This is a genomic window from Uliginosibacterium flavum (assembly GCF_040566545.1).
Taxonomy (GTDB): domain Bacteria; phylum Pseudomonadota; class Gammaproteobacteria; order Burkholderiales; family Rhodocyclaceae; genus Uliginosibacterium; species Uliginosibacterium flavum.
In genome coordinates this window covers 102,079-124,024 of record NZ_JBEWZI010000006.1, presented here as the reverse complement: position 1 = coordinate 124,024, position 21,946 = coordinate 102,079, and the positions used below count along the sequence as shown (strand labels likewise).

The window sequence follows — 21,946 nt, the reverse complement described above, 5'->3', positions numbered from 1 at the left end:
CAGGCCCTTCGGCAAATGAGACAATGCGCGCCAATAATTTGCGCATTGCATCACGCAGCGGAGGAATCAGTTTTGGACGTAGTGGCTGTAATCGACTTTGAAACGACCGGTTTGTCACCGGCCCAGGGGGACCGTGCGACCGAGATTGCCGTCGTCATCCTGCAGGATGGCAAGGTCGTGGATCGTTATCAAAGCCTGATGAATGCGGGCGTGCGCATTCCTTCGTTCATCGAAGCGCTCACCGGCATCTCGAACGCCATGATCCGCTCGGCGCCACCGGCCGCCGAGGTCATGCGGGAAGTGGCCGAGTTCGTGGGCGACACGCCCTTGCTGGCCCACAACGCCGGGTTCGACAGCAAGTTCTGGGATGCCGAGCTGGCCCGCATCAATCAGCAAAGACAGCAGGCCTTTGCCTGTTCCTTGCTGCTATCGCGTCGTCTGTTTCCGCAAGCGCCCAGCCATAAGCTCGGTGCGCTGATCGAATTCGCCAATTTGCCCGTAGCGGGGCGCGCCCACCGCGCGCTGGCCGACGCCGAAATGGCCGCCAGTCTGATCGTGCGGCTGGAAGAGGAATTGCGTCGCCGCTATCAGGTTCGTGAAGTCTCGCATGAGCTGCTGTGCAAGATTCAAAGCGTCCCCAAGGCCAAGCTGGAGCAGTGCCTGGCGCGTCATCAAGCCGCCTGCTAGCCGCGAAAAAGCATGAAGCCCATGCATTCAGGCACGGGCTTCGTAGATCTTTAACCAAGGCACTCATGGCCCGGGTGTTCGGCTATTCGCCGTTGGACTGCTAGCGGAACTTCACGAAAATTTGCGGCGGACTATCCACCATAAAAACCTCCTGTTGCCAGAAACAGCCCCGTTCCAAGCGAGTCTGAAAAGTGCCGGAACGTGTTTAAAGCCTAGCTTCCGAGCTTGGGAAGTACAGGTGTTTTCAGGATGATTTCTGAGTAGGTGGGGCGCTGACACCGGCAGCTCGGGCTGTTGCTGGGGCCTTGTGTTGAGCCAGCAGGATTGGGTGGATCAACCTTGGAACCGTCCTTCTGGTGCAACATTTTGTCCGCCTGTGTATGGCAGCTAACAGACGGCGCATGTCTGAATCCGTAGCCTAGGGTTGGAGGCTGGTGCAGTTCGCCATTTACTCTTAACCGTCCGGCGTCCGCGCCGAATGAATCGATTAGCCAAGCCACGCTACGGCCTTCGGGCGAGTGTCCGGCATACAAAGTTCAGGAGAAAATTCCGTGACAGACCCACGTAACGTCGCCCACGACAAGAAAATTGCACAGGAAAAAAAACACCACGGCGATGAACTTGCGCCGGGTGCCGAGAAGACTCCGCAACCAGGAAAGAAGACGCATATGGAACATCATGTGTCTGACACTCCCAAGGTCCCGGATGAAGCGGCTCCGGTGCCCACCGAAGAAAAGCCCTTGAACTAGATACCCTCGCTACATTCACGCCGCTTTTCGATGCCTGGCCTGAAAAGCTTCTTGTGCCGGGGCTCTTCAGGTGAGCTGCCTGCACATCAACATCTGACGGACTTCTTCGCAATGCCATGCTGAAGAAGCCCGTCCCATAGGGCTCTGCAGGCGGTTGCTGTTACAGCGTGCGCAGCTTGCCACGCACTTCTTCAATGCCCCGATAGCCCTTGCGGGTGAGTAGTTCCGCCAGCTCGTCATTCAGCCGTGCGAAAATTCCGGGGCCTTCTTCGTAGAGCGCGGTGCCGACCTGGACCAGCGAGGCGCCGGCGAGCAGGTGCATGAAGATGTGTTCGCCACGCGTGACGCCACCGCAGCCGATGATCTGTTTGGCTGGGCAGCGGCGGTAGAAGGCATTCACGTTGGCCAGCGCGGTGGGCAGGACGTAATCGCCACCGATGCCACCGAAACCATCCTTGGGTTTGATCACGACGCTTTCGGCCTCCACGTCGATGATCAGCGCGTTGCCGATGGAATTGATGCAGGTGACGAAAGCGACTTGCGGGAAGCGGTTGAGGATGGCGGCGGCTTCGTCGAAATGAGCGATGTCGAAGTAGGGCGGCAGCTTGACGCCGAAGGGACGGTCGTAAGCTTGCGTGACGGCCTCCAGCATTGCCGTCATGGCGGCGAAGTCGTAGCCGATCTGCGGCTTGCCCGGCACGTTGGGGCAGGACAGGTTCAGCTCGACAATCGCCGGGGTGTCAGCGGCGCGGATGGCAGCGAGCATCGTCAGGTTGTCGGCCAGCGACAGGCCCGCAACTGACAGGAACAGCGGCTTGGCCGCGTAGTCGTGTTGCTGGGCGTAAGCCAGATAATACTGATAGCCGGCGTTGGGCAGGCCCATGGAGTTGATGCTGCCCAGCGGCGTGGCGTAGTAACGCGGCTCGGGATTGCCTTCGCGGGCGAGCAGGGTGCAGCTCTTGGTGACGAGGCTGCCGGCGGCGCTGGCGGCCAGCGCGTCCAGTTCGGCGACATCGCGGCAATATACGCCGGAGGCATTCAGCAAGGGATTGGCAAAATCGATACCGAGCAGGGAGGCGGACAGGAGGCTCATGGTTGGCTTCTGGTGTTGCGAAGCCGTGATTCTACCGTGCCCAATGCAGGCTGCTGATCGGGATCAGGCCGTGATTGTGCTCAGAGCGGCCCGGGATTCTGGATGTAGAGCTCCAGATGCTTATTCAGCAGCGCTTCCGGGACGCCCTGTTTATCGAGCTCTTCGAGGCGTTGGCTCATGTATTTCAGGTGATGGATCTGCTTTGAGCGTTTGCTGAACCCGAAGTGAATGTCCTGGGACGAGATGAGCGGCGTCAGAGCCGTGATTGACAGCATGTCCGGATGCGTATTGATGTAGGCCATTCCGACGTAATACCCGGTGACGAAATAATCGATGCGGCCCAGCCCCAGTTTTCCGAAGTTGTTCTCCATGCTCGGCGCTTCTTCCATTTTCAATTCGCGCCGCCAGTATTCGTCGAAGCCGCCACCGAAGTAGTCGCCCGTACTCCAGCCGCCTATCAATGGTTTCAGGTCCGCCCAAGACTTGAAGGGGAAGGGGCGGTCTTTGCGTGCAAATACGGCGATGGGGTTCGGAAAGGCGCGATGCGTTGTAAAGACCAGATACTCGCTGCGTTGGGGGGTGATGCGGATGCTTACGAGCAGATCCACAAGCCCTTGCTCGGCATACAGCTGTGCCCGTTTCCATGGCAGTACGGCGGGCTTCAGCGTGACGCCAGGTGGCTTGACCAGCTCCAGCAATTCGATGCTAGCGCCGGCAAATGCCTTGTCGCTAACCCTCCAGTCATACGGGGGGTAGTGCGGATTGGTGGCATACACAATCTCGTCGGTGTCGTCGGGCCCCTGAGAAAATCCCGGCAAAGGCATGAGACTAGCGATAAGGCACAGGCAGCAGGTCTTCCAGCCGAAATTTCGCATGTCATTCCTTGTCGATGTCCATCGATTCGCTGTTCGTGCGTCTGCTCTGAAAGCTAGCCTTGCAGACCGCCGGGATCAAGCCATCGAGCGGTGTTCTCAAGGGTAGGGGCCACCAACTATTGCTTCAGGCTTGCAGCATGGACTGCAACGATTATTCTTCCGGCTCATCGCAGCATGGAGCTGCAGGCATTTACCGCTGGCCTTCAAGTCCGCTCCGGCCTGCTCTGCTTGAAGCCTGATTCCAGCTTCTTGCTGGCCTGCGATAGCAGGAAGCAGAACAGCCAGTAAATCAGAGCGATGAACAGATAGCCTTCCAGATAGAAGCTGCGCCATTCGGCGTCGCCGCCCAATGACAGCGCCAGTGCGCCGGTCAGCTCGTGCAGGCTGACGATGGAAATCAGCGAGCTGTCCTTGAAGATCCCTACGAAGCTGTTAACCAGCGCCGGCAGCGCAAAGCGCAGGGCTTGCGGCAGCACGACGTAAGCCGTGGTTTGCCAGTAATTCATGCCAATGGCTTGAGCGGCAGTGAGCTGGCCGGCGGGTACCGCTTGCAGGCCTGAGCGGATTACCTCGGCCAGATAGGCAGCGGCGAAGGCGGCGATGGTGAATACAACCCGCGGCAGGATGTCGATGCGCAATTGCGCAGGCAGCAGCAGCGGAAACAGGAAGGCCGCCATGAACAGCAGGCTGATCAACGGCACGCCACGCACTAGCTCAATGTACAGCGTGCACACGCTGCGCAGCAGCGGCAGACTGGAGCGGCGGCCCAGCGCCAGCAGGATGGCGAAAGGGAAGGCCAGCAGCGTGCTGCCTAGCGAGATCAGCAGGGTCAGCGGCAGGCCACCCCACAGCTTGGTCGGCACGAAGCTGAGTCCCGCAAAGCCACCCAGCATCAGTAGTGTCGCCGCCAGCAGGGCCGTCAGCGCGACCGGGGCTAGACGCGGCTGCCACAGACGGCGCCAGGTGGCGAGGCCCAGCACGCAGATGATCAGCAGCGTCGCCAGCAGCGGGCGCCATTGCTCGTCAAACGGATAGCGGCCGAAGATTAGCAGGCGATGCTTTTCGACGATCACGCCCCAGCAAGCACCAACGCCGCGTGCGGCCCGGCATGCCTCAAGATCCGCGTCCCATATTGCGTTCAGCACTGCCCAGCTGAAGATCGGCCACAGTAGCGCCGCTGCGAGCAGGCCCCAAAAAATCGTGCGTTTGCGCGGTAATCGGATCCTTGGGTTCATCGCGAACCTCGCAGGGCCACGCGGGCGTTGTACTGGTTCATCAGCAAGGCGGTGATGAGCGACAGCGACAGATACACGGCCATGACAATCACGATGCACTCGAAGGCGCGTCCGCTCTGGTTGAGCGAGGTGTTGGCGACCGACACCAGTTCCGGATAGCCCACGGCTACGGCCAGCGAGGAATTCTTGATCAGGTTCAGATATTGATTGGTCAGGGCCGGCACGATGGCTCGCAGCGCCAGCGGGAAGACGATGTAGTGCAGCACCTGCAGGCGCGAGAGGCCAATCGCCTGAGCAGAATCGATCTGGCCGCGCGCCACCGACAGGATGCCACCACGCACAATCTCGGCAATGAATACGGCGCTGTACAGGCTCAGGGCGATCAGCACGGCGAGGAACTCCGGGCTCAACGACCAGCCGCCACTGATGCCGAAACCTTCGGCGACCGGCAGGTCCCAGGCGCAATCAGGTGTACAGCCCCAGGCCGGTAGGAATAGGCCGCTCTTGCTCAGGAGCGCGCCGGGCAGGGGCGAGATCGCCGCGCTGGCTTCCGGCAGCAGGCCCGTCAGTGCGAAATAACACATCAGCAATTGCAGCAGCAGCGGGATATTGCGCAGGGTTTCGATCAGCGTGCCGCACAGCTTGCGCGGCACCGGGTGCTCGGCCAAGCGGCCAAGCCCGATCAGAATGCCCAGCAGGGTCGCCAGCACCATGGCCGGCAGTGCGACGCGCAGCGTGTTCAGCGTGCCCGTGATGAAGGCCCGCCACAGCGGTTGGGACGCGTCGTAATCGAGCAGGCCTTCGCCGATCTCGAAGCCGGCCGGGTCGAGCAGGAAATCAAAGCCGGCGCGGATGCCGCGTTCGCGCATGTTCTCCAGCACGTTGTTGCCCAGCCAGCCCAGTAGAAGGGCGAGCAGGGCCACGAGCGCAATCTGGGGCAACCAGCGGAGCAGGGCGTGGCGCATTGGAACGGAATCCGTGCGAAGAAAAAACGGGGCACTGCAGGCAAACAAAGGCGCGCGGATTATCGCGAGCCCTGTTCAAATCAGCACAAAGCCGGTAAAGAAATGCATGCCCAAGAGCCGCATCTGGCTGACTTCTTCAGGCATGAAGTCTGCAGAGCAAGGCGGGGGGCGGCTGTACAGGACATGCCGCCGCAACTCCGCTTCGGCGAGTCGTTCAGCGCACCGGCGGCGCGTACAGAATGCCGCCCTTGTTCCACAGATTGTTGAGGCCGCGCGGCAGTTTCAGCACCGAATCCGGCCCCACGTTGCGGGCGAAGATCTCACCGTAATTGCCGACAGCCTTGATCGAGCGGTAAGCCCATTCACGATCCAGACCGAGCAGCTTGCCGGTGTCCTCGGTGCTGCCAAGCAAACGCCCGATGCCGGGGTCTTTGCTCTCGGCTTTGATGGCGTCGACATTGGCCTTGGTGATGCCGTACTCCTCGGCTTCGATCAGCGCGAAAGCCACCCAGCGCACGATCGCAAACCATTCATCATCGCCACGGCGCACCGCTGGGCCGAGCGGCTCCTTGGAGATCACTTCCGGCAGGATCATGTAGTCGTCCGGATTCTTCGCTTCCTTGTTGCGCACCCCGGCCAGACCGGAGATGTCCGTGGTGTACGCCTGGCAACGCCCGGAGAAGAAAGCCTTGAAGGATGCTTCAAAACCTTCGAACACCACCGGTTTGATTTTGACGTTCTGACTGCGGAAATAGTCGGCCAGATTCTTTTCATTGGTCGTGCCGGACTGCACGCAGATCTCGGCATTCTTCAACTGCTTGGCGCTGGTGAGTTTGAGCTTTTTTGGCACCAGGAAGCCTTGCCCGTCGTAATAGGTCACGCCGGTAAAACTCAGACCCAGCGATGCGTCGCGATTCAGCGTCCAAGTCGTGTTGCGTGCCAGCACATCCACTTCACCCGATTGGATCGCCGAGAAACGTTGTTGTGAATTCAGCGGCACGAAGCTCACCTTGTTCGCATCCCCGAGCAGGGCGGCGGCGATGGCGCGGCACAGATCCACGTCAAAACCTGACCAGTTACCCTGATTGTCCGGTAGCGAGAAGCCGGCTACACCGCTGCTCACCCCACACTGAATGTTGCCGCGTTGCTTGATGGCATCGACAGTCTTGCCGGCGTGAGCGAGAGGCGCGGCCAGTGTGCCGAAGGCCAGTGCGCACAGCAGGCTTAGATGGCGAATTTTTGGAGCAGTCATGGAATACCTCTCTTGGGTTCAAACAGGGCTGTCCCCATCCTAGCAAGCATCAGCAGCGGGGGGAAAGCACATTATGGTTCTATGCAAATCATCATTTGGTCTGCGCCGGGATTCGGGCCGAGGGCAGGGGACGTTAGCCCGCGTCGCACGCCTGTAACGACGGGCGATGCAGCAGGTTAAAGATACTCTTCCTGCTGCGTAGCAAAGACTTCGATTGCCACGGAGTCCGCCCCAGCATAGTCGCAAGCCATGCTTCAGCGTCAAGAACGAGTTGATTTCGACCGGCTGGCAGCCCCGTCAGGCAGATCATCCGACGCCCGTGAACCAGCGCTTGATGCCGGCTACACTCGGTACCCTTCATCAAACCGGACGGCATGCGTGACCATGAAAAATCCACTTAAAATTTTTCAATACATCTTTGGTGGCATTGGCGCCGTCATCCTGATTATTGCCCTGATCTGGTTCGCCAATACACGCAGCTTTCTGAGTGAGGCGCAGCGCGCTTCAGGCGTGATCCTCGAACTTGTTGCTTCGGAAAGTGACGATTCCACGGTTTATCACCCGGTCGTGGGCTACCAGACGCCGGATGGGGAAAACCGCTTCTTCAAGTCATCTGCCGGCAGCAATCCGCCTGCATACGATGAGGGTGAGGAAGTCGAGGTGCTGTATTCGCCTGCCAAGCCGGATGATGCGCGGATCAACAGCTTCTTTTCCCTGTGGGGTGGCCCGCTGATCGTGGGTGGGCTTGGCTTGATATTCTTTGCCGTCGGTGTCGGCATCTGGGTGATCGCGCTGCGTGGAACGCGGCGCGAAGCGCGCTTGCGCAAACTTGGGCATGTGGTTGAAGCCGCATATCTGCGTGTTGAGGAAAACACCGGCCTGGAGGTCAATGGCACGAACCCCTGGCGCATCGTGTGCCAGTGGCAGAATCCGAAGACGCAGAAGCTGCATGTTTTCTTCAGCCAGAATCTTTGGTTCAACCCCGAATCCCACATCGACCGCCAGAACATCCCGGTCTTCATCGACCCCTTGAATCCGCGAAGCTACTGTGTAGACACAAGTTTCCTGCCGAAACTGGCTGACTGACTGTCGCCCGAAGCGCTGCTGGATGCATCGCTCTGCTGATAGCTTGCCTGAAGAGGTCCGCTGTGCGCAGCTCTTCGGGCAGTGTATTCGGGCGACAAAACGTCCGCTCACCATGGTGCTGGCGGAAAGTCGCCGTTTGAACGGAGGAAAGGATCAAGATTCAGTGGAGAGCACTTTGACGCCAGAGTCAAAACAGCTCGGCGCAACTTAACATAATAAAAATTATCGTCTGTTTTAGACGTCGCAAAAAGCGCTCGAGGGCGCCATCAGGAAGGCTTAGGGCCGCTATTGCTGTCGTCAAAGCCAGTATCAGGATAACGGCCGTCGTCCTGATGCTGGCTAGGGCTTTTCCCCACGCGGTTCTCGTCGCGTCGTCCTTGGCACGTTCCATTTCTAGTTCTGCGATCACTTTGAGCGTGCTCAGTCCAGCAGCTTCGGCCAGTCGTCGAGCAAATTCGTTGCTGATCCCGTTCTTTCCAACTTTGTCTTTTTCGTAGTTCTTCAACGAGTCTTCACTGATCCCGGTCACCTTCGCCAGTGCATAGGCCGATTTGGCGCCTGACTGCTCCATGGCTTTCCGTACAAGTTCGCTTGGTTTCATTTTTTATCTCTAATGATTGACATACCCGATTGCTTTCGGGTAGCGTTCGGTTGCCCGAAGGTTATCGGGTATTTCCGTAACAGTCACGAAAAGGGGTAGGTCATGAAGCTGCAAGTTCTGGGTGTGAAGCGCGTCAAGGGTGAGTCCAAGGAAAGCGGTGCGCCGTTCGACATGTGCCGGATTATCGCTTTGTCGCCGATTGAGTCAATGGCTTCCGGGAAGCTTCAGATCACCGGGGCAGGGTTTGAGGTCGCCGAGATGAGTCTGCTGCCCGAAGCAATGCCCAAGTTCCTGTCCCTACCCTTCCCTTGTGATGTTGAGCTGGTGATCGAACCGCGAGCCTACCGGGGCAAGTTTGAGAGCTTCGTCGTCGGCTTCCTTCCGGCGGCCAAGTGATCCGAACGGCTTTAGTAACACATTGCCGATTTTTCTCAATTTGAGAATTTGAGAAGGAAAAGGGGTATGTCGCATGCGGTCTTTATCGATTGGCTCACCGCTTCTCAATACCATCCAAACGGGGGTCTTCCAGTCCTCGTTGGAGGGCTTAACGTCTTCTATGACTCCCGAGGCATCCCGCGCACTGAGCGCTCTTGCTCCGCGCCTGTTCTCGGATCATTCGACACTACTGTCCGCATCAAGTGCGACGGTTTTCGTGTCTGCCTTAGCGGAAATGTCGGGCGCTTTGGTCGTCAAGACAACCTGTTCAATCTGGACTGGGAAGGAACGCAAAGAGCTGCTAATCGAATTCTCGCGGCAAACGGACTTCCTGCTTTCACAGGTCCTGGACTCCTTTTCGACGGAACTGGTGTGGCAGAAACGGCGCGACAAGACGAAATTTGTAGCGGGGCGAAAGTATCTCGTCTGGACGTCACCGCTAACTTTGCCGCCGGATCAGATGCGCAGGCTCGTGCTGTCATCCGGTGGATTGGGTCGCAAGCAGTAAGCCGGTGCAAGCGTGGTCAGGTCGGTGATGAATCGGTGTGGTGGGCAAATACACGTTACATGTTTAAGGCATATCGCAAGCTGGCTGAAATGCTGGCTCATGGTGCAAATAGTGATGAGGCAGTTGCTGCTTATTGCTTACGTAATGGCCTTGTTCGCGTTGAGATTGAATTGAAACGGCGACTTTTGGCGGAGTTGAAAATGAATGATTGGGACGACATTACGCAGGAAAAGTTGGAGGCTGCTTATTGTGACCAGACTGAAATTTTGCGCCGCGTGGATCGCTCAGAAGAACCCGATTTGCTGGCGTCCATTCCATCGCGGTCGCGTGCCTATGCTGCTGCTTGGCTCCGTGGTGAGGATCTTTCGTGCTTGGTGAGTCAGGCGACCTTATATCGCCATGCCAAGATTTTGAAGGATTACGGCCTCGACGTTTTTCAACCTCGCAATGTCGTTTCTTTTCCGTCACGCGTAACGGTAATTGAAATGCAGCCGCTTGAAGTCCCTGACTGGTACGAACTCCAGTCGCGATTGAGGGCTGTCTGATGGCTACCTGCTTAATTATCTATAACGGATATCTAGTGCCTGATTCATCAGTTACGGATTTCACGAATTGCCAGATGGTTGTTCCTTCTGGCCCTGAATTGCAGCTTGAACCTTCACCATTCAATTTAGATATTGCCGCCGCACAGCAGATCGGAACAGCGATTCTTTTGTGCTGGGCGACGGCGTTTGCTTTCCGCGCTTTGCGGAATTTCTTGACGTCTTTCGACGTCTCACAACCTGAGGAGTAGTCGCATGAAAAATACCTTTGTTCGTCGTGTTGGTGGTCGTTTGGTGGCCGTTTCTGTTGGCGTTCTGGGTGCTGTTTCGGCTTCGCAAGCTGCTGTCGATACTGCCGCTGTTACGACCGCAATTACTGACGCCGGCGCAGCTATCGCGGTCGTTGGTGCTGCCGTGCTGGTGATGTTCGTCGGTGGCAAGGTGTTCAAGTGGATTCGTGCCGCAATGTAATTTCGCGGTATCGCCTGCAACAGAAAGGGGGGCGCTGCTCCCCTTTTTTAAGATCGGACAGAGGTATGCAAAATGGGACTATGGTTACTTCTCGCAATTCTTGGCGCAGGCTGGATTTTATTCTCCTGATTCTTGGGCTGTTTTTTAGCCTTGACGTTTTTGCTGCTGGCTATGTTTATACGCCGACTTATTACTATGGTTCTCAGGCCGATGGCACTTATTCATCCACTCCTGACCCTGCTTGTCAATATGCTTTCCGTGCTGCTACCGCTGCTGTCTTTTCATATACAAAAGTTTATAAAACTACTGACGGTTTAGTTAGTGGCGCGGCTGATTGTTTTGGCAAGTCGGTTTCAACGGGCGAAGATTATTTTTTCATGTATGTCCCGGTTGTTGATTCCGTTTGTGATGCGGGTGACATTCATCAAACGAATGGATGGTGTTGGCATGAAGGCGCAGCGTCGGGGAGTTCTTCAAGTTCTTCTAGTAGTTCCGGCGGTGGCTCTAGTTCCTCTACAAGCTCGTCTAGTTCTTCAAGTTCTTCAAGCTCGTCAAGTTCTTCAAGTACATCGTCATCGGGCGGTTCGACCGGTTCAAGTGGTACTGGTTCAAGCTCTGGTTCCCCTGGATCAAGTGGCACTGGAGACACAGGCGGCTCTGTCGGCGGTTCATCTGGATCTAGTTCTAGCGGTGGCTCTGCATCAAGTTCAAGCGGTAGTAGTAGTTCTTCTTCTGGCGGCTCATGGAGCGCTGGAGATTGCAAATCATCACCAGCTTGTGAAGGTGACCCTGTGGCGTGTGCAATTGCGATTGAATCCTTCAAAACGCGGTGCGCTTTAGAACCTACCGAAGAACAAAAAAACGCCTACGACCAAGCTGTTATTGATGGCGTTTCAGGTGGTCAAAACAATCCAACTGCCGAACAGAACCGCGAGCAAATCGACGTTGGTTCTGCATTTTCTGGCGTGTCTGAACTGTTTCCATCTTCATGCATAGAAGATATTAATTTTTCCGTGGTGGGTCAGTCCGTTTCTATTTCCATGCAGCCCGCGTGCTATTGGCTCAGCGTTCTCGGCTATGTCGGCGTGATGGCTTCAATTGTTTGTGCAGCTTTGATCGTGGGGAAAACTTAAAATGGGTGCCGCAATTATTGGCGCGTTGATCGCTGCCGCTGGAACGTTACTTGTTCAGTTTCTTTTATCTGCCTCTATCGGCGTCGTTACCTATAGCGGCATCACTTATGCACTTGATTTTCTTCGTCAGATGTTCATGGATTCCGCTTCCGGTCTGCCTGCTGGCGTTGTCGGTCTCCTTGGCATTCTCAAGGTCGGAACCTCGTTTTCTATCCTGATGAGTGCTGTAACCATGCGGCTAACGCTCTCCGGCGTGCAAGGCACCGTGTCGAGATTCAAGATCAAGGGCGGCGCGCCTCAGGGGTAAATCATGATTGAAATGACAACCGGCTTGCCCGGCTCTGGCAAGACATTGCACACGATCTGGCGTTTAAAGGCGCTCTCTGAAAAAGAGAATCGCCCAATTTATTACCATGGAATTAATAATTTACAGCTGCCGTGGCTTCCGCTTGCTGATCCAGAAAAATGGTATGAGTGCGAGCCTAATTCAATCATCATCATTGATGAGGCTCAAAAAATCTTCCGGCCAATGACGCCCGGCGCTGGTGTGCCTTTGCACATTAGCAAAATGGAAGATCACCGGCACTCTGGCATTGATTTGGTTTTGATCACGCAAATGCCGATGCTGCTGCATAAAAACTGCCGCATGCTCACTGGCAGGCATTTGCATGTCGTCCGCATGTTTGGTGCGCATCGGTCTGTAATTCATGAATGGGCGGAGTGCCGCGAGAATCCGAAACAGCGCAAGGATTCTGTTTCTACGGTCTGGAACTACCCAAGAGAAGTTTTCGATTATTACAAGTCTGCCGAAGTGCATACCCACAAAACCCGGATACCTGCGCGTATCTGGTTCATGTTTGCCGCACCCATTATTGCCGCTGGTCTTTTCTGGTTCAGCTACCAAAAAATTAGCGGAATTTCTTCACCGAAAACCGTCTTGTCTGCTTCTTCGCCGCAAGTTTTGCCAGGCGCACGCCCTCTTTCTTCTCCCCCTGGACAGCAATCTGAGGGGTCAGTACTGACAACAGCTCAGTATCTTGAGAGCCGTACGCCGCGAGTTGCTGATCTGGCGTTTTCCGCGCCTGTTTATGATCGCGTGACTGCGCCTGTCACGGCTCCCTACCCTGCTGCGTGTGTCTTGATGCGCGGCGAGTGCCGCTGTTACAGCCAGCAAGGGACAATCTTGTCTGTCAGTGCTGAGATGTGCGGCCAGATCGTCAAAAAGGGCTTTTTCGTCGCTTGGGACACCGCCGACAAAACGAAGCTGAAATCGACACCGCCGACCGCCGCCGACGCCGCAAGCGCAGCGGGCGGCAAGGTGGGCGGCGGTGAAGTTTCTGGCGGAGCGATTGATTGCGGCGGCGTTGGCGGCTGCGGGAAAAAGTCTTGAGGTGGTTGTATGAAACACGACAAAGATTTTTTGACGATTGATCTCTTTGGATACCGGCCCGCTGGACGCCCTAAAAAGGCCGTCACGCTGTCGTCAGCACAAAGACAGTCCAGATACCGTAAATCTGAATTGGAACGCGCACAGGCCCGGAAAACGCGCTTGGCGGGCCTTTCCAACATTACATTAGCTAGGTATATGTCTGATCCTGACGCAGATCTAAGCGACATTCGTGACTGGTGGCTTGAATTCGGTCGCCGCCAAGGCTTCAAGTAGTTCTGCCGAGTCACGAGAGTGCGAGGGAACCCGCAGGGCAGAACGGGAACCCGATCAGATGTAGGAGCGTTTTGGCCGGTTGTCCCGGCCAGCGACGATCTGAGCGGCGCCCAAACCGTCACTAATGCCCACGTCTTAAAACGCCCTCTAAAGCCCGCATATCAACAAAAAAGCCCGATTTCTCGGGCTTTTTTCTGTGGTTTGTTGCCTTTTCAGACAATGGTCACTTTTGCGATTTCCTGTAACTCGTTGATACGTTTTGGACTTCGGTTACATGACGACGTAATCCAAAATTATCGTTACTTTTGGTTGTTCTACAAGTGTTGCGTTTTTCTATGTATCCACCCAGCACTGATCCGCTTCAAAACTATGGGCAGGCGTTTAGGTCTGTGCGCACTTAGGCGTTGAGTTCGGCAAGAGTTTTTCGGTTGAAAGTCGGCACCATTTCCGGAGTTTCTATCTCGCTCTGGATGCCGAGAAAATTCAGTACTCACTGCGTACCGAATTCATCTGGAAGTTGCCTGTGTGCAACACAGAAAAGCATGCCTTCGCGTGTGACGAGCGGCGTAATTACACGCATTTAATGATCTGTTGGATAGCGAACATACGCCTCGTGATTGACTCTCTATAGTTGCGCCAGACGCGGCTTGAGGCTGCGCCCTCGATGTCCACATAGCTCCGGAGTTTCACCATGATTAGTTCCGCTGAATCTAGCGAAAGTTACCTCGGCATGCGGCCGAGCAACGGATGGCAGTGCTGGTTGCCTCAGCATGCAAAAGCCATGACTTCACAATGTATCTGCCAGGATGAAGCTGATCAGGCCCGGCGTCGAAACTTTGTCTGGTCTGCCGCAATCCTTCCAGGCTTATCCAGAATCAAGTCCACGCAAACAGATTAAGGAAAAGCATATGCGCCTCGGAACTGTTTTAGTGGTGGTGTTGATTCTGATGCTGGTGGGAGCATTCCCTCACTGGCCCCATAGTCAGAGCTGGGGCTACATGCCGAGCGGTGGCTTGGGCGTGCTGTTGATTATTACCATTGTGCTGCTGTTTTCCGGGCGCTTGTGATGCGGCCGCTCATCGCCGCGCTCAGGCTGGCAAAATTCAACACGACCTTGTCATGGATTGGCTGCACTTGCATTACGGTGGCATTTGCACTTTCCGGTTGTGGCGAGATGGCCAAACTACCGATAGAGGCAGGAACGGGGCCTAATCCGACGCTGCCCTCCCCTGCGCAAACGCTGATTCCAACGGTCAATATTGCCCCCGCCAAGGGCTGGCCAACTGGCACGACGCCCCAATCGCCCGCAGGCACACGCGTCACCGCCTTTGCCCGCGAACTTGAGCATCCGCGCTGGCTGTATGCCTTGCCCAACGGCGATGTGCTGGTCGCTGAAAGCAATGCGCCGCCGAAGCCCGAAGACGGCAAAGGCATCAAAGGCTGGGTGATGGGCCTGGTCATGAAAAAAGCCGGCGCTGCAGTTCCCAGTGCCAATCGCATATCGCTGTTGCGGGATGTTGATGGTGACGGCAAGGTCGATTTGCGTACGGTGCTGCTGGATGGTTTGAACTCGCCTTTCGGCATGGTGCTGGTCGGCAAGGATCTGTATGTTGCCAATACCGATGCCGTTCTGCGATTTCCTTATAACAGCGGCGACACCCACATCTCCGCGGGCGGCGTCAAACTCGTCGCTTTGCCGGCAGGCCCGATCAATCATCACTGGACCAAGAATCTCATTGCCAGCAAGGATGGCAGCAAGCTCTACGTCACCGTGGGTTCGAACAGCAATGTGGCCGAACGCGGGATGGAGGCGGAGGCTGAACGCGCCGCGATCTGGGAGGTGGATATCAAGAGCGGTGCTCACCGCATCTTTGCCTCCGGATTGCGCAACCCGAATGGACTGGCGTGGAACCCGGAAAGCGGCGTGCTGTGGACCGTCGTCAATGAACGCGACGAACTGGGCAGCGATCTGGTACCTGATTACCTCACCTCAGTACGCGATGGTGCTTTCTACGGCTGGCCCTACAGCTATTACGGCCAGCATGTTGATGTACGCGTGAAACCGCAGCAGCCCGATCTGGTCGCCAAAGCCATCGCGCCGGACTACGCACTGGGGTCACACACCGCCCCCCTTGGCCTGGTGTCCTCAGCCCGGAATAGCTTACCTTCAATTTACGCCAACGGTATGTTCATTGGTCAGCACGGTTCCTGGAACCGCCGCCCGCACAGTGGCTACAAAGTCATCTTTGTGCCCTTCGCAAACGGAATGCCCGCGGGCGTGCCGGTCGACGTCCTGACTGGCTTTCTCAGTGAGGAAGGCAATGCTTTCGGACGACCGGTTGGCGTGGCCCTCGACAAACAAGGTGCCTTGCTCGTAGCGGATGATGTAGGCAATGTGGTCTGGCGTGTAAGCGCGCAACCTTGAGGCGAGGCCCGGACAAATGGGGCCGACAATCGCGCGGCAACACACGCCTCATCCCATTGCTGCACGCCTTGCCAGCGGACTCGCCGTACTGGCTCTGCTCGGTCTGGTGTGCTGCAGCAGCCTGCCCCGCATCACCCCGGACCTGGCCCGCACATCGGGCCGCCCTGTTCAGTTGCAAGGCGCAAACGGCCCGCTCTCAGCCGCGCAAAGCAAGCTGATTCTCGACAAGCTGGAACGCCGAGGCGAGACCACAAATATTTTTGACCGTCATCTGGCACTCGAAGAGGCCATCGTCGGCAGTCCGCTGAGCACCGGCAATCAGGTGCGCCTGCTGCAGGATGGCCCGGCTACCTATCAAGCCATGTTCACGGCGATTGCATCAGCCCGTGATCACATCAACATGGAAACCTACATCCTGGACGATGACGAGATCGGCCAGCGCTTTGCACAAGCACTGATCGCCAAACAGCGGCAAGGCGTGCAGGTCAATCTGATTCGCGACAGTGTCGGCACTCTCGCCACGCCGGCCGCTTTTTTTAAGCAGATGAGCGAGAGCGGCATCGCCATGCTCGAATTCAATCCCGTCAATCCCTTGGCGGCACGGAAGGGATGGGAGCTGAATCAGCGCGACCATCGCAAACTGCTGATCGTGGATGGCCGCACCGCATTCCTGGGCGGCATCAACATCAGTAGCGTTTACTCCGGTGGCTCTTTCAGCACGAAGGCCAAGCCAAAGCCCGATGGCAAGCTTGCCTGGCGCGACACCCACTTGCAGCTGCAAGGGCCGGTGGTCGCGGAATTGCAGAAACTCTTCATTGCCACTTGGGAAAATCAGAAGGGCAAACCACTGGCCGCCAAGAAATACTATCCTGCCCCCGAAAAAGCCGGCCGGCAGATCGTCCGCGCCATCGGCAGTTCGCCCGATGAGGCGTACAGCCTGATCTACGCCACGCTGCTGTCCGCGATTGGCAGCGCAGAAACCAGCGTGCATCTGACCAACGCTTACTTCGTTCCCGACCCCCAGCTTCTGGCCGCTCTCGAAGCCGCAGCCCGGCGTGGGGTCGATGTGACGCTGATCCTGCCCAGCCAAACCGACTCCGCGCTGGTCTTCCACGCCGGACGCGGCTATTACGATCAGCTATTGCGCGCCGGGGTGAAAATTTTTGAGCGGCGTGACGTGATCCTGCATTCCAAGACCGGACTGATTGACGGCGTGTGGGCCACAGTAGGCTCGACCAATCTGGACTGGCGCAGCTTCCTGCATAACCAGGAGTTGAACGCGGTGGTGCTGGGAGCAGAATTTGGCGCGCAGTTGCAAACCTTATTCGACGAGGATCTAGCTGCATCAGACGCCATCGTGCTGGAGCAGTGGGAGCAGCGTGGACTCGATCTGCGCCTCAAAGAATACTTTGCGCGATTGTGGGCATACTGGCTGTAAATGAAATTGCGATGGAGATCAACGGAACCGCTGGTGCAATGACGCCTCCTCTCTCATTCCGGGCTGCGTCATTCCGGGCTTAAACCGGAACCCGGAATCCAGTCCCCCGCGCCGCCAGTCTTCCGGATTCCGGATCAAGTCCGGAATGACGGGTTTTTACGTGCTTTCATCCATCCGGAAGCACACATCTTGACCTACAGCACGGCATGCCCGCAGAGCCCCACCCCGCAATCGTCTTCGGCACCCCATGCCAGAGAGGCGCGCTGATAGCGGCTCTTCGGGCACCCTGTTCTCAAGCCTTTGAATCACGCCAAAGCCGCATCCTTGTTGCCGCTGATCCGGAACCATTGTGACTTGACGCCTTCCAGCACCAGCAAGCTGACGAAGCCCGCTGCAGCGCTGATCGCCAGATCGCTCCAGTGCAACTGGCCGAAATTGAACAGGGTCTGTGCCGGCGGCCAGGCGAGTGCCGTACCCAGCACCGCACCGACACCACCCAGCAGAATCCACAGTGAACGATTCGGCCGCAAAAATGCGCGAATCAGCGAAGCCTTGAACGAGCGATTGATCAGGATGAGGCCCATGTTCATGAGCACCAGCGAGGCAAACACCAGCGAGCGCATGTCATCCTCAGGCATATCCGCCTGCGCTGCGCTGATCAGGATGCCGGCCAGAATCGCGAGCACGATCAGGCCCTGCAATGCGGCCCACACGATCCGGTTCGGCATCAGCAAGGGGCTGGCGGGATCACGCGGCGGGCGTTTCATCACATCGTCCTCTTCGCCTTCAGCCTCCAGCACCACCGAGCAGGCGGGGTCGATCACCATCTCCAGAAATGCAATGTGGATTGGCGTCAGCATCATCGGCAAGCCCAGCGCCAGCGGCAGCAGCGCCAGACCGGCAATCGGGATATGCACCGCGACGATGTATTCGATGGCCTTGCGCAGATTGTCGTAGATGCGCCGGCCCAGGCGGATGGTTTTCACGATGGAGCCGAAATCGTCATCTAGCAGCACGATGGCCGAAGCTTCACGCGCCACATCGGTACCACGCCCGCCCATGGCAATGCCGATATGGGCGGCCTTGATCGCCGGTGCGTCGTTGACGCCATCGCCGGTCATGGCCACGACTTCGCCATTTGCCTTCAGGCTTTCAACAATCCGCAGCTTCTGATTGGGCCGGATGCGAGCGAAGATGTTTGCGGTTTTGACGCGCGTAGCCAGATCCGCGTCCGACAGGGCTTCGATGTCGTCACCCGACAAGACCTCCGTCGACTCGATGCCGGCTTGCTTGCCGATGGCGCTGGCCGTTGCCGGATAGTCACCGGTAATCATCACGACGCGAATGCCCGCCGCGCGACATTCCGCGACCGCGGCGGGCACCGTGGCGCGTACGGGATCGGCAAAGCCGATCAGCCCCACGTACTCAAACTTCAGTTCGCGCGGTGACTCCGGCAGCTTGTCTTCCTGCACGACACCCAGAGAGCCCGTCCGGGCCACACCCAGAACGCGAATACCATCGCGCGCCAGCGCATCCATCTGCGTGTTGATGCCGGCCATTTGCTCAGGCGACAGTTTGCAAAGCTCGGCAATCGCCTCCAGCGCGCCCTTGGCGTAAGCCGTGGCATCGTCCTTCCCTTCAGCATCGGCCGACATGACGTTCACCACCGCCAGCAAGTCCGGCCTGAGACCATAGGCGCGGAGCAGCGTGCGCTGGCCAAAGCCTGATTCATCGGAGCCTGCCTGCGCCTTGGCGAGTGCATGCACGGCAAGATCCATCGGGTCGGTCGCCTCGCGTGGGCAAGCCAGCAAGGCCGCGTCCAGCACCTCCCGCGTCTTGTCCGCAATTGCACCCTGCCCGCCTTGATCCCAGCGCGACTCAACGCCAAGAATCGAGACGAGCGTCATGCGATTTTCAGTCAGCGTGCCGGTCTTGTCCGTGCACAAAACCGTTGTCGCGCCGAGCGACTCGATGGCCGAAGCCCGCCGCGTGAGCACACGGGCGCGCGAAATACGCCAGGCGCCCATCGCCATGAACACGGCCATCACCAGCGGGAACTCCTCCGGCAACAAAGACATCCCCAGCGCTATGCCACTGAGCATGGCTTCAAGCCACGATCCGCGCAGCAAGCCGTAGAGCAGCACCGCCAAGCCACCAGCGACAGCCCCGATAATCGCGAAATTGCGCACAAATCCACTGATCTGTTTTTGCAGATGGGGCTGCTCGGTCTCAATGCTTTGCAGGGCATGGCCAATCTTGCCCATTTCGCTGCGAATGCCCGTCGCATGCACGAGCGCCTGCCCGGTGCCGCGCACCACCAGTGTTCCGGCAAAGACATACGGCAGGTCTTCTCCGCCCGGCCCCGGCACCGCGGCTTTGTCGCCATTCTGTGCGGCGGCGTCCTGCGCCACTTTGCGTACCGGGTTGGATTCGCCGGTCAGCAAGGATTCATCCAGCAACAGATCTTGTGAGGACAGCAGCATTGCGTCCGCAGCAACGCGGTCACCTTCCGCAATCACGATGAGATCCTCACGGACGACATCGCGGCCCGCAATCTGCAGCCGCTTGCCATCGCGAATCACCAGCGCGCGCGGGCTCGCCAGATTACGCAGCGCCTCCAGCACGCGTTCGCTGCGCGACTCCTGAACGATCGTGATCATCACGGAGAAGGATGCAAAAAGAAGCAAGAGCAGCGCCTCGATCCGGTCACCCAGCAGCAGATAGACAACACCGCCGACCAGCAACAAGGCAAACATCGGCTGGCGCAGCACCTCTGACAAGATGCGCCAGATGCCGCGCTTTTCGGGGTTGGGCAACTCGTTGTAGCCGTCCTGCTTGAGACGTTCGGCGGCTACGGCAGCACTCAAGCCGGAATTCGTTTCCGGTGGTTTGCCAGCTTCTTGCATTGTCGACTCCTTCTGGCGCATGAGAACGCCATAGACCAAAGATTGGCGGTCAAGCCAGGGCTTCCCGTCGCCTGGATCAGAGCGAGACCGTCAAGTCATCCACTACAAAACGCACACCCGGCGTCCCCCAGGCGGAGTGTTTGGCTATCTCGCGTTCGGCCCAGCTATGCACATTGCCCGACAAGGTCACGCGGTCGCCCACGACATCAACCGAGATGCTCTGCCCTTCCGATTTGACTCGGCGCTTCAATGTCGCCTCGATCTCTAGTTTCACTGCGCCCGGCGACACCAGTGGCTTGATCGCGATCTGTTCGCTGACGCCGGTCACCCCCATCAGGTTACAAACGGCTTCAACTGCCGCCAGCCGCTGATAATCCCAATCGACTTCGCCGGACAATGTAATCCAGCCCCCTTCGACCATGACCTTGACGGAGTCCGGTGGCAAGGCGGTCAGCCATTGCAGGACGTTCTGTGCCGCATGGGCAACATCGGCATCGCTGCGTACATTGAGCCCGCTCAGCTTGACGTCCATCTCGACGGCCAGAGCCCTCACGCCGGCTACGCGTTGCACCGCACGCTCGGCGCTCCATTTTTCGGCATAGCTGCCTACATGACCGGCAAGGGTCACGATGCCGTCCTTCACTTCCACGCCGATTCCGGCAGGGTTGACTGAAGTGTCCCACCTCAGTTCGGCAATGACGTCCAATTGCAGTTGTGTGTCGGATTTCATGATGAGCTTTCGATTAATTTGAGGAGGTCCAAGCCTGCGCGGCTGCTGCCACTTGGTCTGTGCGTTTGCGTACGTCTGGTTAGCCCTGACTCATCGATGTGCGCTGGCGCACAGACCCATTTATCCATACTCGCTAAAAGTGCTGAGTGCCGCACTGAAAGCATCACGTCGGGTCGCCATGTGTTGCAGCAAGTCATTGCAAGCATGGCGCCTGTGCCAAACGTGTTGCCTCGGCACCAACTCAACAAACCGAAAGGAAAAACCATGAAAAAACCCCTGTTGATTGCGATGCTAGGCATTGCAGGCGCACTGAGTGCTGTCGGGACCGCCCATGCACAGGTTGCCGGATCAGTCACGGTTGACGTCGTCGTGACCGAAATGCGGGAGTTGGCGCGTGGCTGGAGTGTCAGGAAAGACCTTCTGGGCAAGGCGATTTACAACGATTCCGGCGAGAAAGTCGGCACGGTCGTTGATCTGATCATCTCTCCGGAGAAGAACATTTCGTATCTGATCATCGGGGCGGGCGGCTTTGTTGGCATGGGCACCCATGACGTCGCCATTCCAGTCGTGCGAATCAAGGATCAAGCCGGCAGATTCGTCATGCAAGGCGCCACCAAGGAATCCCTGAAAGCAATGCCGAAGTTCAACTACGCGCCGCAGTTGTCCAAGCGCGATAAGTTCATCGCAGCGACTGAAGAAGAGATTGCCTCTGCAAAGCGGAAAGCCGCAGACATCGAAAAATCTGCCGCAGATGCGACCGGTGATGCCAAGACCAAGCTGGATGATCAAGTTCTGACCCTGCGCCAGAACCTGCAAGCCGCTGAAGACAAGCTGTCCGAGCTGAAGCGTGCCGGTGAGAAGAAATGGCAAAAATTCGAGCGTGAAGTCAGCAAGGCCGTCGATCACCTGCGTCAATCAGTCGAAAAATAGGTCCCCACCGCAGGCGCATTGCGCAAGTCCATCAGGCTTGCGCAGTGTTGCCGGTGTTGCCGCCAGAACGCCCTGCCCCGTGCGGCTGAACGATCAATTCAATAGCCATGCCTGAAGAGCCGCATCCCGCCTGCCTGTACAAGGAATACCCCTGAAGACTCTTGCTGCAAGCGGCTCTCCAGCCATCGTATAACCGCGAAATCCCCCAATCAAACAAAGAGA

Annotated in this window: 22 protein-coding genes; 14 read left to right on the top strand and 8 right to left on the bottom strand. The window is 57.5% G+C overall.

From position 1 onward, the window contains the following. Positions 1-72 precede the first annotated feature (72 nt). A complete protein-coding gene (locus ABXR19_RS07405) occupies positions 73-687 on the top strand; it encodes a 3'-5' exonuclease (protein ID WP_354600472.1) in 615 nt (204 codons plus the stop codon). Between the two features lie 551 nt (positions 688-1,238). Continuing rightward, positions 1,239-1,436 carry a hypothetical protein gene (locus tag ABXR19_RS07400; protein ID WP_354600471.1) on the top strand — a complete coding sequence of 66 codons (198 nt, stop codon included), beginning with the start codon at positions 1,239-1,241 and terminating at the stop codon, positions 1,434-1,436. A 160-nt stretch (positions 1,437-1,596) separates the two neighbouring features. On the opposite strand, the gene ABXR19_RS07395 is transcribed toward ABXR19_RS07400, so the two are convergent. From ABXR19_RS07395 to ABXR19_RS07375, 5 genes are all read right to left on the bottom strand, one after another. Continuing rightward, complete coding sequence (locus tag ABXR19_RS07395; RefSeq protein ID WP_354600470.1) at positions 1,597-2,529, bottom strand: dihydroorotate oxidase; 933 nt, start codon at positions 2,527-2,529, stop codon at positions 1,597-1,599. An 80-nt stretch (positions 2,530-2,609) separates the two neighbouring features. Further along, the gene (locus ABXR19_RS07390) at positions 2,610-3,404 is read right to left on the bottom strand and encodes a substrate-binding periplasmic protein (protein WP_354600469.1); all 795 of its coding nucleotides are present in this window, start codon (positions 3,402-3,404) and stop codon (positions 2,610-2,612) included. Positions 3,405-3,607: 203 nt separating this feature from the next. Next, positions 3,608-4,639, bottom strand: coding sequence for an amino acid ABC transporter permease (locus tag ABXR19_RS07385; RefSeq protein ID WP_354600468.1), 1,032 nt, complete (start codon positions 4,637-4,639; stop codon positions 3,608-3,610). Next, the gene (locus ABXR19_RS07380) at positions 4,636-5,604 is read right to left on the bottom strand and encodes an amino acid ABC transporter permease (protein ID WP_354600467.1); all 969 of its coding nucleotides are present in this window, start codon (positions 5,602-5,604) and stop codon (positions 4,636-4,638) included. Before ABXR19_RS07380 ends, ABXR19_RS07385 begins: the two co-directional genes overlap by 4 nt. Positions 5,605-5,818: 214 nt before the next feature. Then, positions 5,819-6,856 (bottom strand): amino acid ABC transporter substrate-binding protein, encoded by a 1,038-nt coding sequence (locus ABXR19_RS07375; protein WP_354600466.1) that lies wholly within the window; start codon positions 6,854-6,856, stop codon positions 5,819-5,821. A gap of 384 nt (positions 6,857-7,240) precedes the next feature. On the opposite strand from ABXR19_RS07375, the gene ABXR19_RS07370 reads away from it, so the two are divergent. Then, complete coding sequence (locus tag ABXR19_RS07370) at positions 7,241-7,942, top strand: DUF3592 domain-containing protein (protein WP_354600465.1); 702 nt, start codon at positions 7,241-7,243, stop codon at positions 7,940-7,942. 187 nt (positions 7,943-8,129) lie between these two features. Here ABXR19_RS07370 and ABXR19_RS07365 read toward each other — a convergent pair whose 3' ends face one another. After that, complete coding sequence (locus ABXR19_RS07365) at positions 8,130-8,543, bottom strand: hypothetical protein (RefSeq protein ID WP_354600464.1); 414 nt, start codon at positions 8,541-8,543, stop codon at positions 8,130-8,132. Positions 8,544-8,645: 102 nt separating this feature from the next. Between ABXR19_RS07365 and ABXR19_RS07360 the strand changes: the two genes are divergently transcribed. The 10 genes from ABXR19_RS07360 to cls all read left to right on the top strand — a co-directional run bounded on the left by ABXR19_RS07360 (position 8,646) and on the right by cls (position 17,158). Next, positions 8,646-8,939, top strand: coding sequence for a CTX-RstB family phage integration protein (locus tag ABXR19_RS07360; RefSeq protein WP_354600463.1), 294 nt, complete (start codon positions 8,646-8,648; stop codon positions 8,937-8,939). A 66-nt stretch (positions 8,940-9,005) separates the two neighbouring features. After that, positions 9,006-10,031, top strand: coding sequence for a phage/plasmid replication domain-containing protein (locus ABXR19_RS07355; protein ID WP_354600462.1), 1,026 nt, complete (start codon positions 9,006-9,008; stop codon positions 10,029-10,031). A 252-nt stretch (positions 10,032-10,283) separates the two neighbouring features. Beyond that, on the top strand, positions 10,284-10,499 hold the full coding sequence (locus ABXR19_RS07350; protein ID WP_354600461.1) for a major capsid protein: 216 nt from the start codon (positions 10,284-10,286) through the stop codon (positions 10,497-10,499). 65 nt (positions 10,500-10,564) lie between these two features. Then, positions 10,565-11,632 carry a virulence factor TspB C-terminal domain-related protein gene (locus tag ABXR19_RS07345; protein ID WP_354600460.1) on the top strand — a complete coding sequence of 356 codons (1,068 nt, stop codon included), beginning with the start codon at positions 10,565-10,567 and terminating at the stop codon, positions 11,630-11,632. A gap of 1 nt (position 11,633) precedes the next feature. Then, the gene (locus ABXR19_RS07340; protein ID WP_354600459.1) at positions 11,634-11,939 is read left to right on the top strand and encodes a DUF2523 domain-containing protein; all 306 of its coding nucleotides are present in this window, start codon (positions 11,634-11,636) and stop codon (positions 11,937-11,939) included. Positions 11,940-11,942: 3 nt separating this feature from the next. After that, complete coding sequence (locus tag ABXR19_RS07335) at positions 11,943-13,022, top strand: zonular occludens toxin domain-containing protein (RefSeq protein ID WP_354600458.1); 1,080 nt, start codon at positions 11,943-11,945, stop codon at positions 13,020-13,022. 9 nt (positions 13,023-13,031) lie between these two features. Then, positions 13,032-13,295, top strand: a complete 264-nt coding sequence (locus ABXR19_RS07330; protein ID WP_354600457.1) for a hypothetical protein — start codon at positions 13,032-13,034, stop codon at positions 13,293-13,295. Between the two features lie 806 nt (positions 13,296-14,101). Next, entirely contained in the window at positions 14,102-14,362 is a 261-nt protein-coding gene (locus ABXR19_RS19685) for a DUF3309 domain-containing protein (protein WP_435594305.1), read from the top strand. Next, on the top strand, positions 14,362-15,720 hold the full coding sequence (locus ABXR19_RS07320) for a PQQ-dependent sugar dehydrogenase (RefSeq protein ID WP_354600456.1): 1,359 nt from the start codon (positions 14,362-14,364) through the stop codon (positions 15,718-15,720). Before ABXR19_RS19685 ends, ABXR19_RS07320 begins: the two co-directional genes overlap by 1 nt. A gap of 16 nt (positions 15,721-15,736) precedes the next feature. Further along, positions 15,737-17,158 carry a cardiolipin synthase gene (gene cls, locus ABXR19_RS07315; RefSeq protein WP_354600455.1) on the top strand — a complete coding sequence of 474 codons (1,422 nt, stop codon included), beginning with the start codon at positions 15,737-15,739 and terminating at the stop codon, positions 17,156-17,158. Positions 17,159-17,463: 305 nt separating this feature from the next. On the opposite strand, the gene ABXR19_RS07310 is transcribed toward cls, so the two are convergent. Both ABXR19_RS07310 and ABXR19_RS07305 read right to left on the bottom strand, forming a co-directional pair. After that, positions 17,464-20,064: a cation-translocating P-type ATPase gene (locus ABXR19_RS07310; RefSeq protein WP_354600454.1), complete on the bottom strand. Its 2,601-nt coding sequence runs from the start codon at positions 20,062-20,064 to the stop codon at positions 17,464-17,466. A 76-nt stretch (positions 20,065-20,140) separates the two neighbouring features. After that, on the bottom strand, positions 20,141-20,794 hold the full coding sequence (locus ABXR19_RS07305; RefSeq protein WP_354600453.1) for a BON domain-containing protein: 654 nt from the start codon (positions 20,792-20,794) through the stop codon (positions 20,141-20,143). Between the two features lie 96 nt (positions 20,795-20,890). On the opposite strand from ABXR19_RS07305, the gene ABXR19_RS07300 reads away from it, so the two are divergent. Beyond that, positions 20,891-21,724, top strand: coding sequence for a PRC-barrel domain-containing protein (locus ABXR19_RS07300; protein ID WP_354600452.1), 834 nt, complete (start codon positions 20,891-20,893; stop codon positions 21,722-21,724). Positions 21,725-21,946 lie beyond the last annotated feature (222 nt).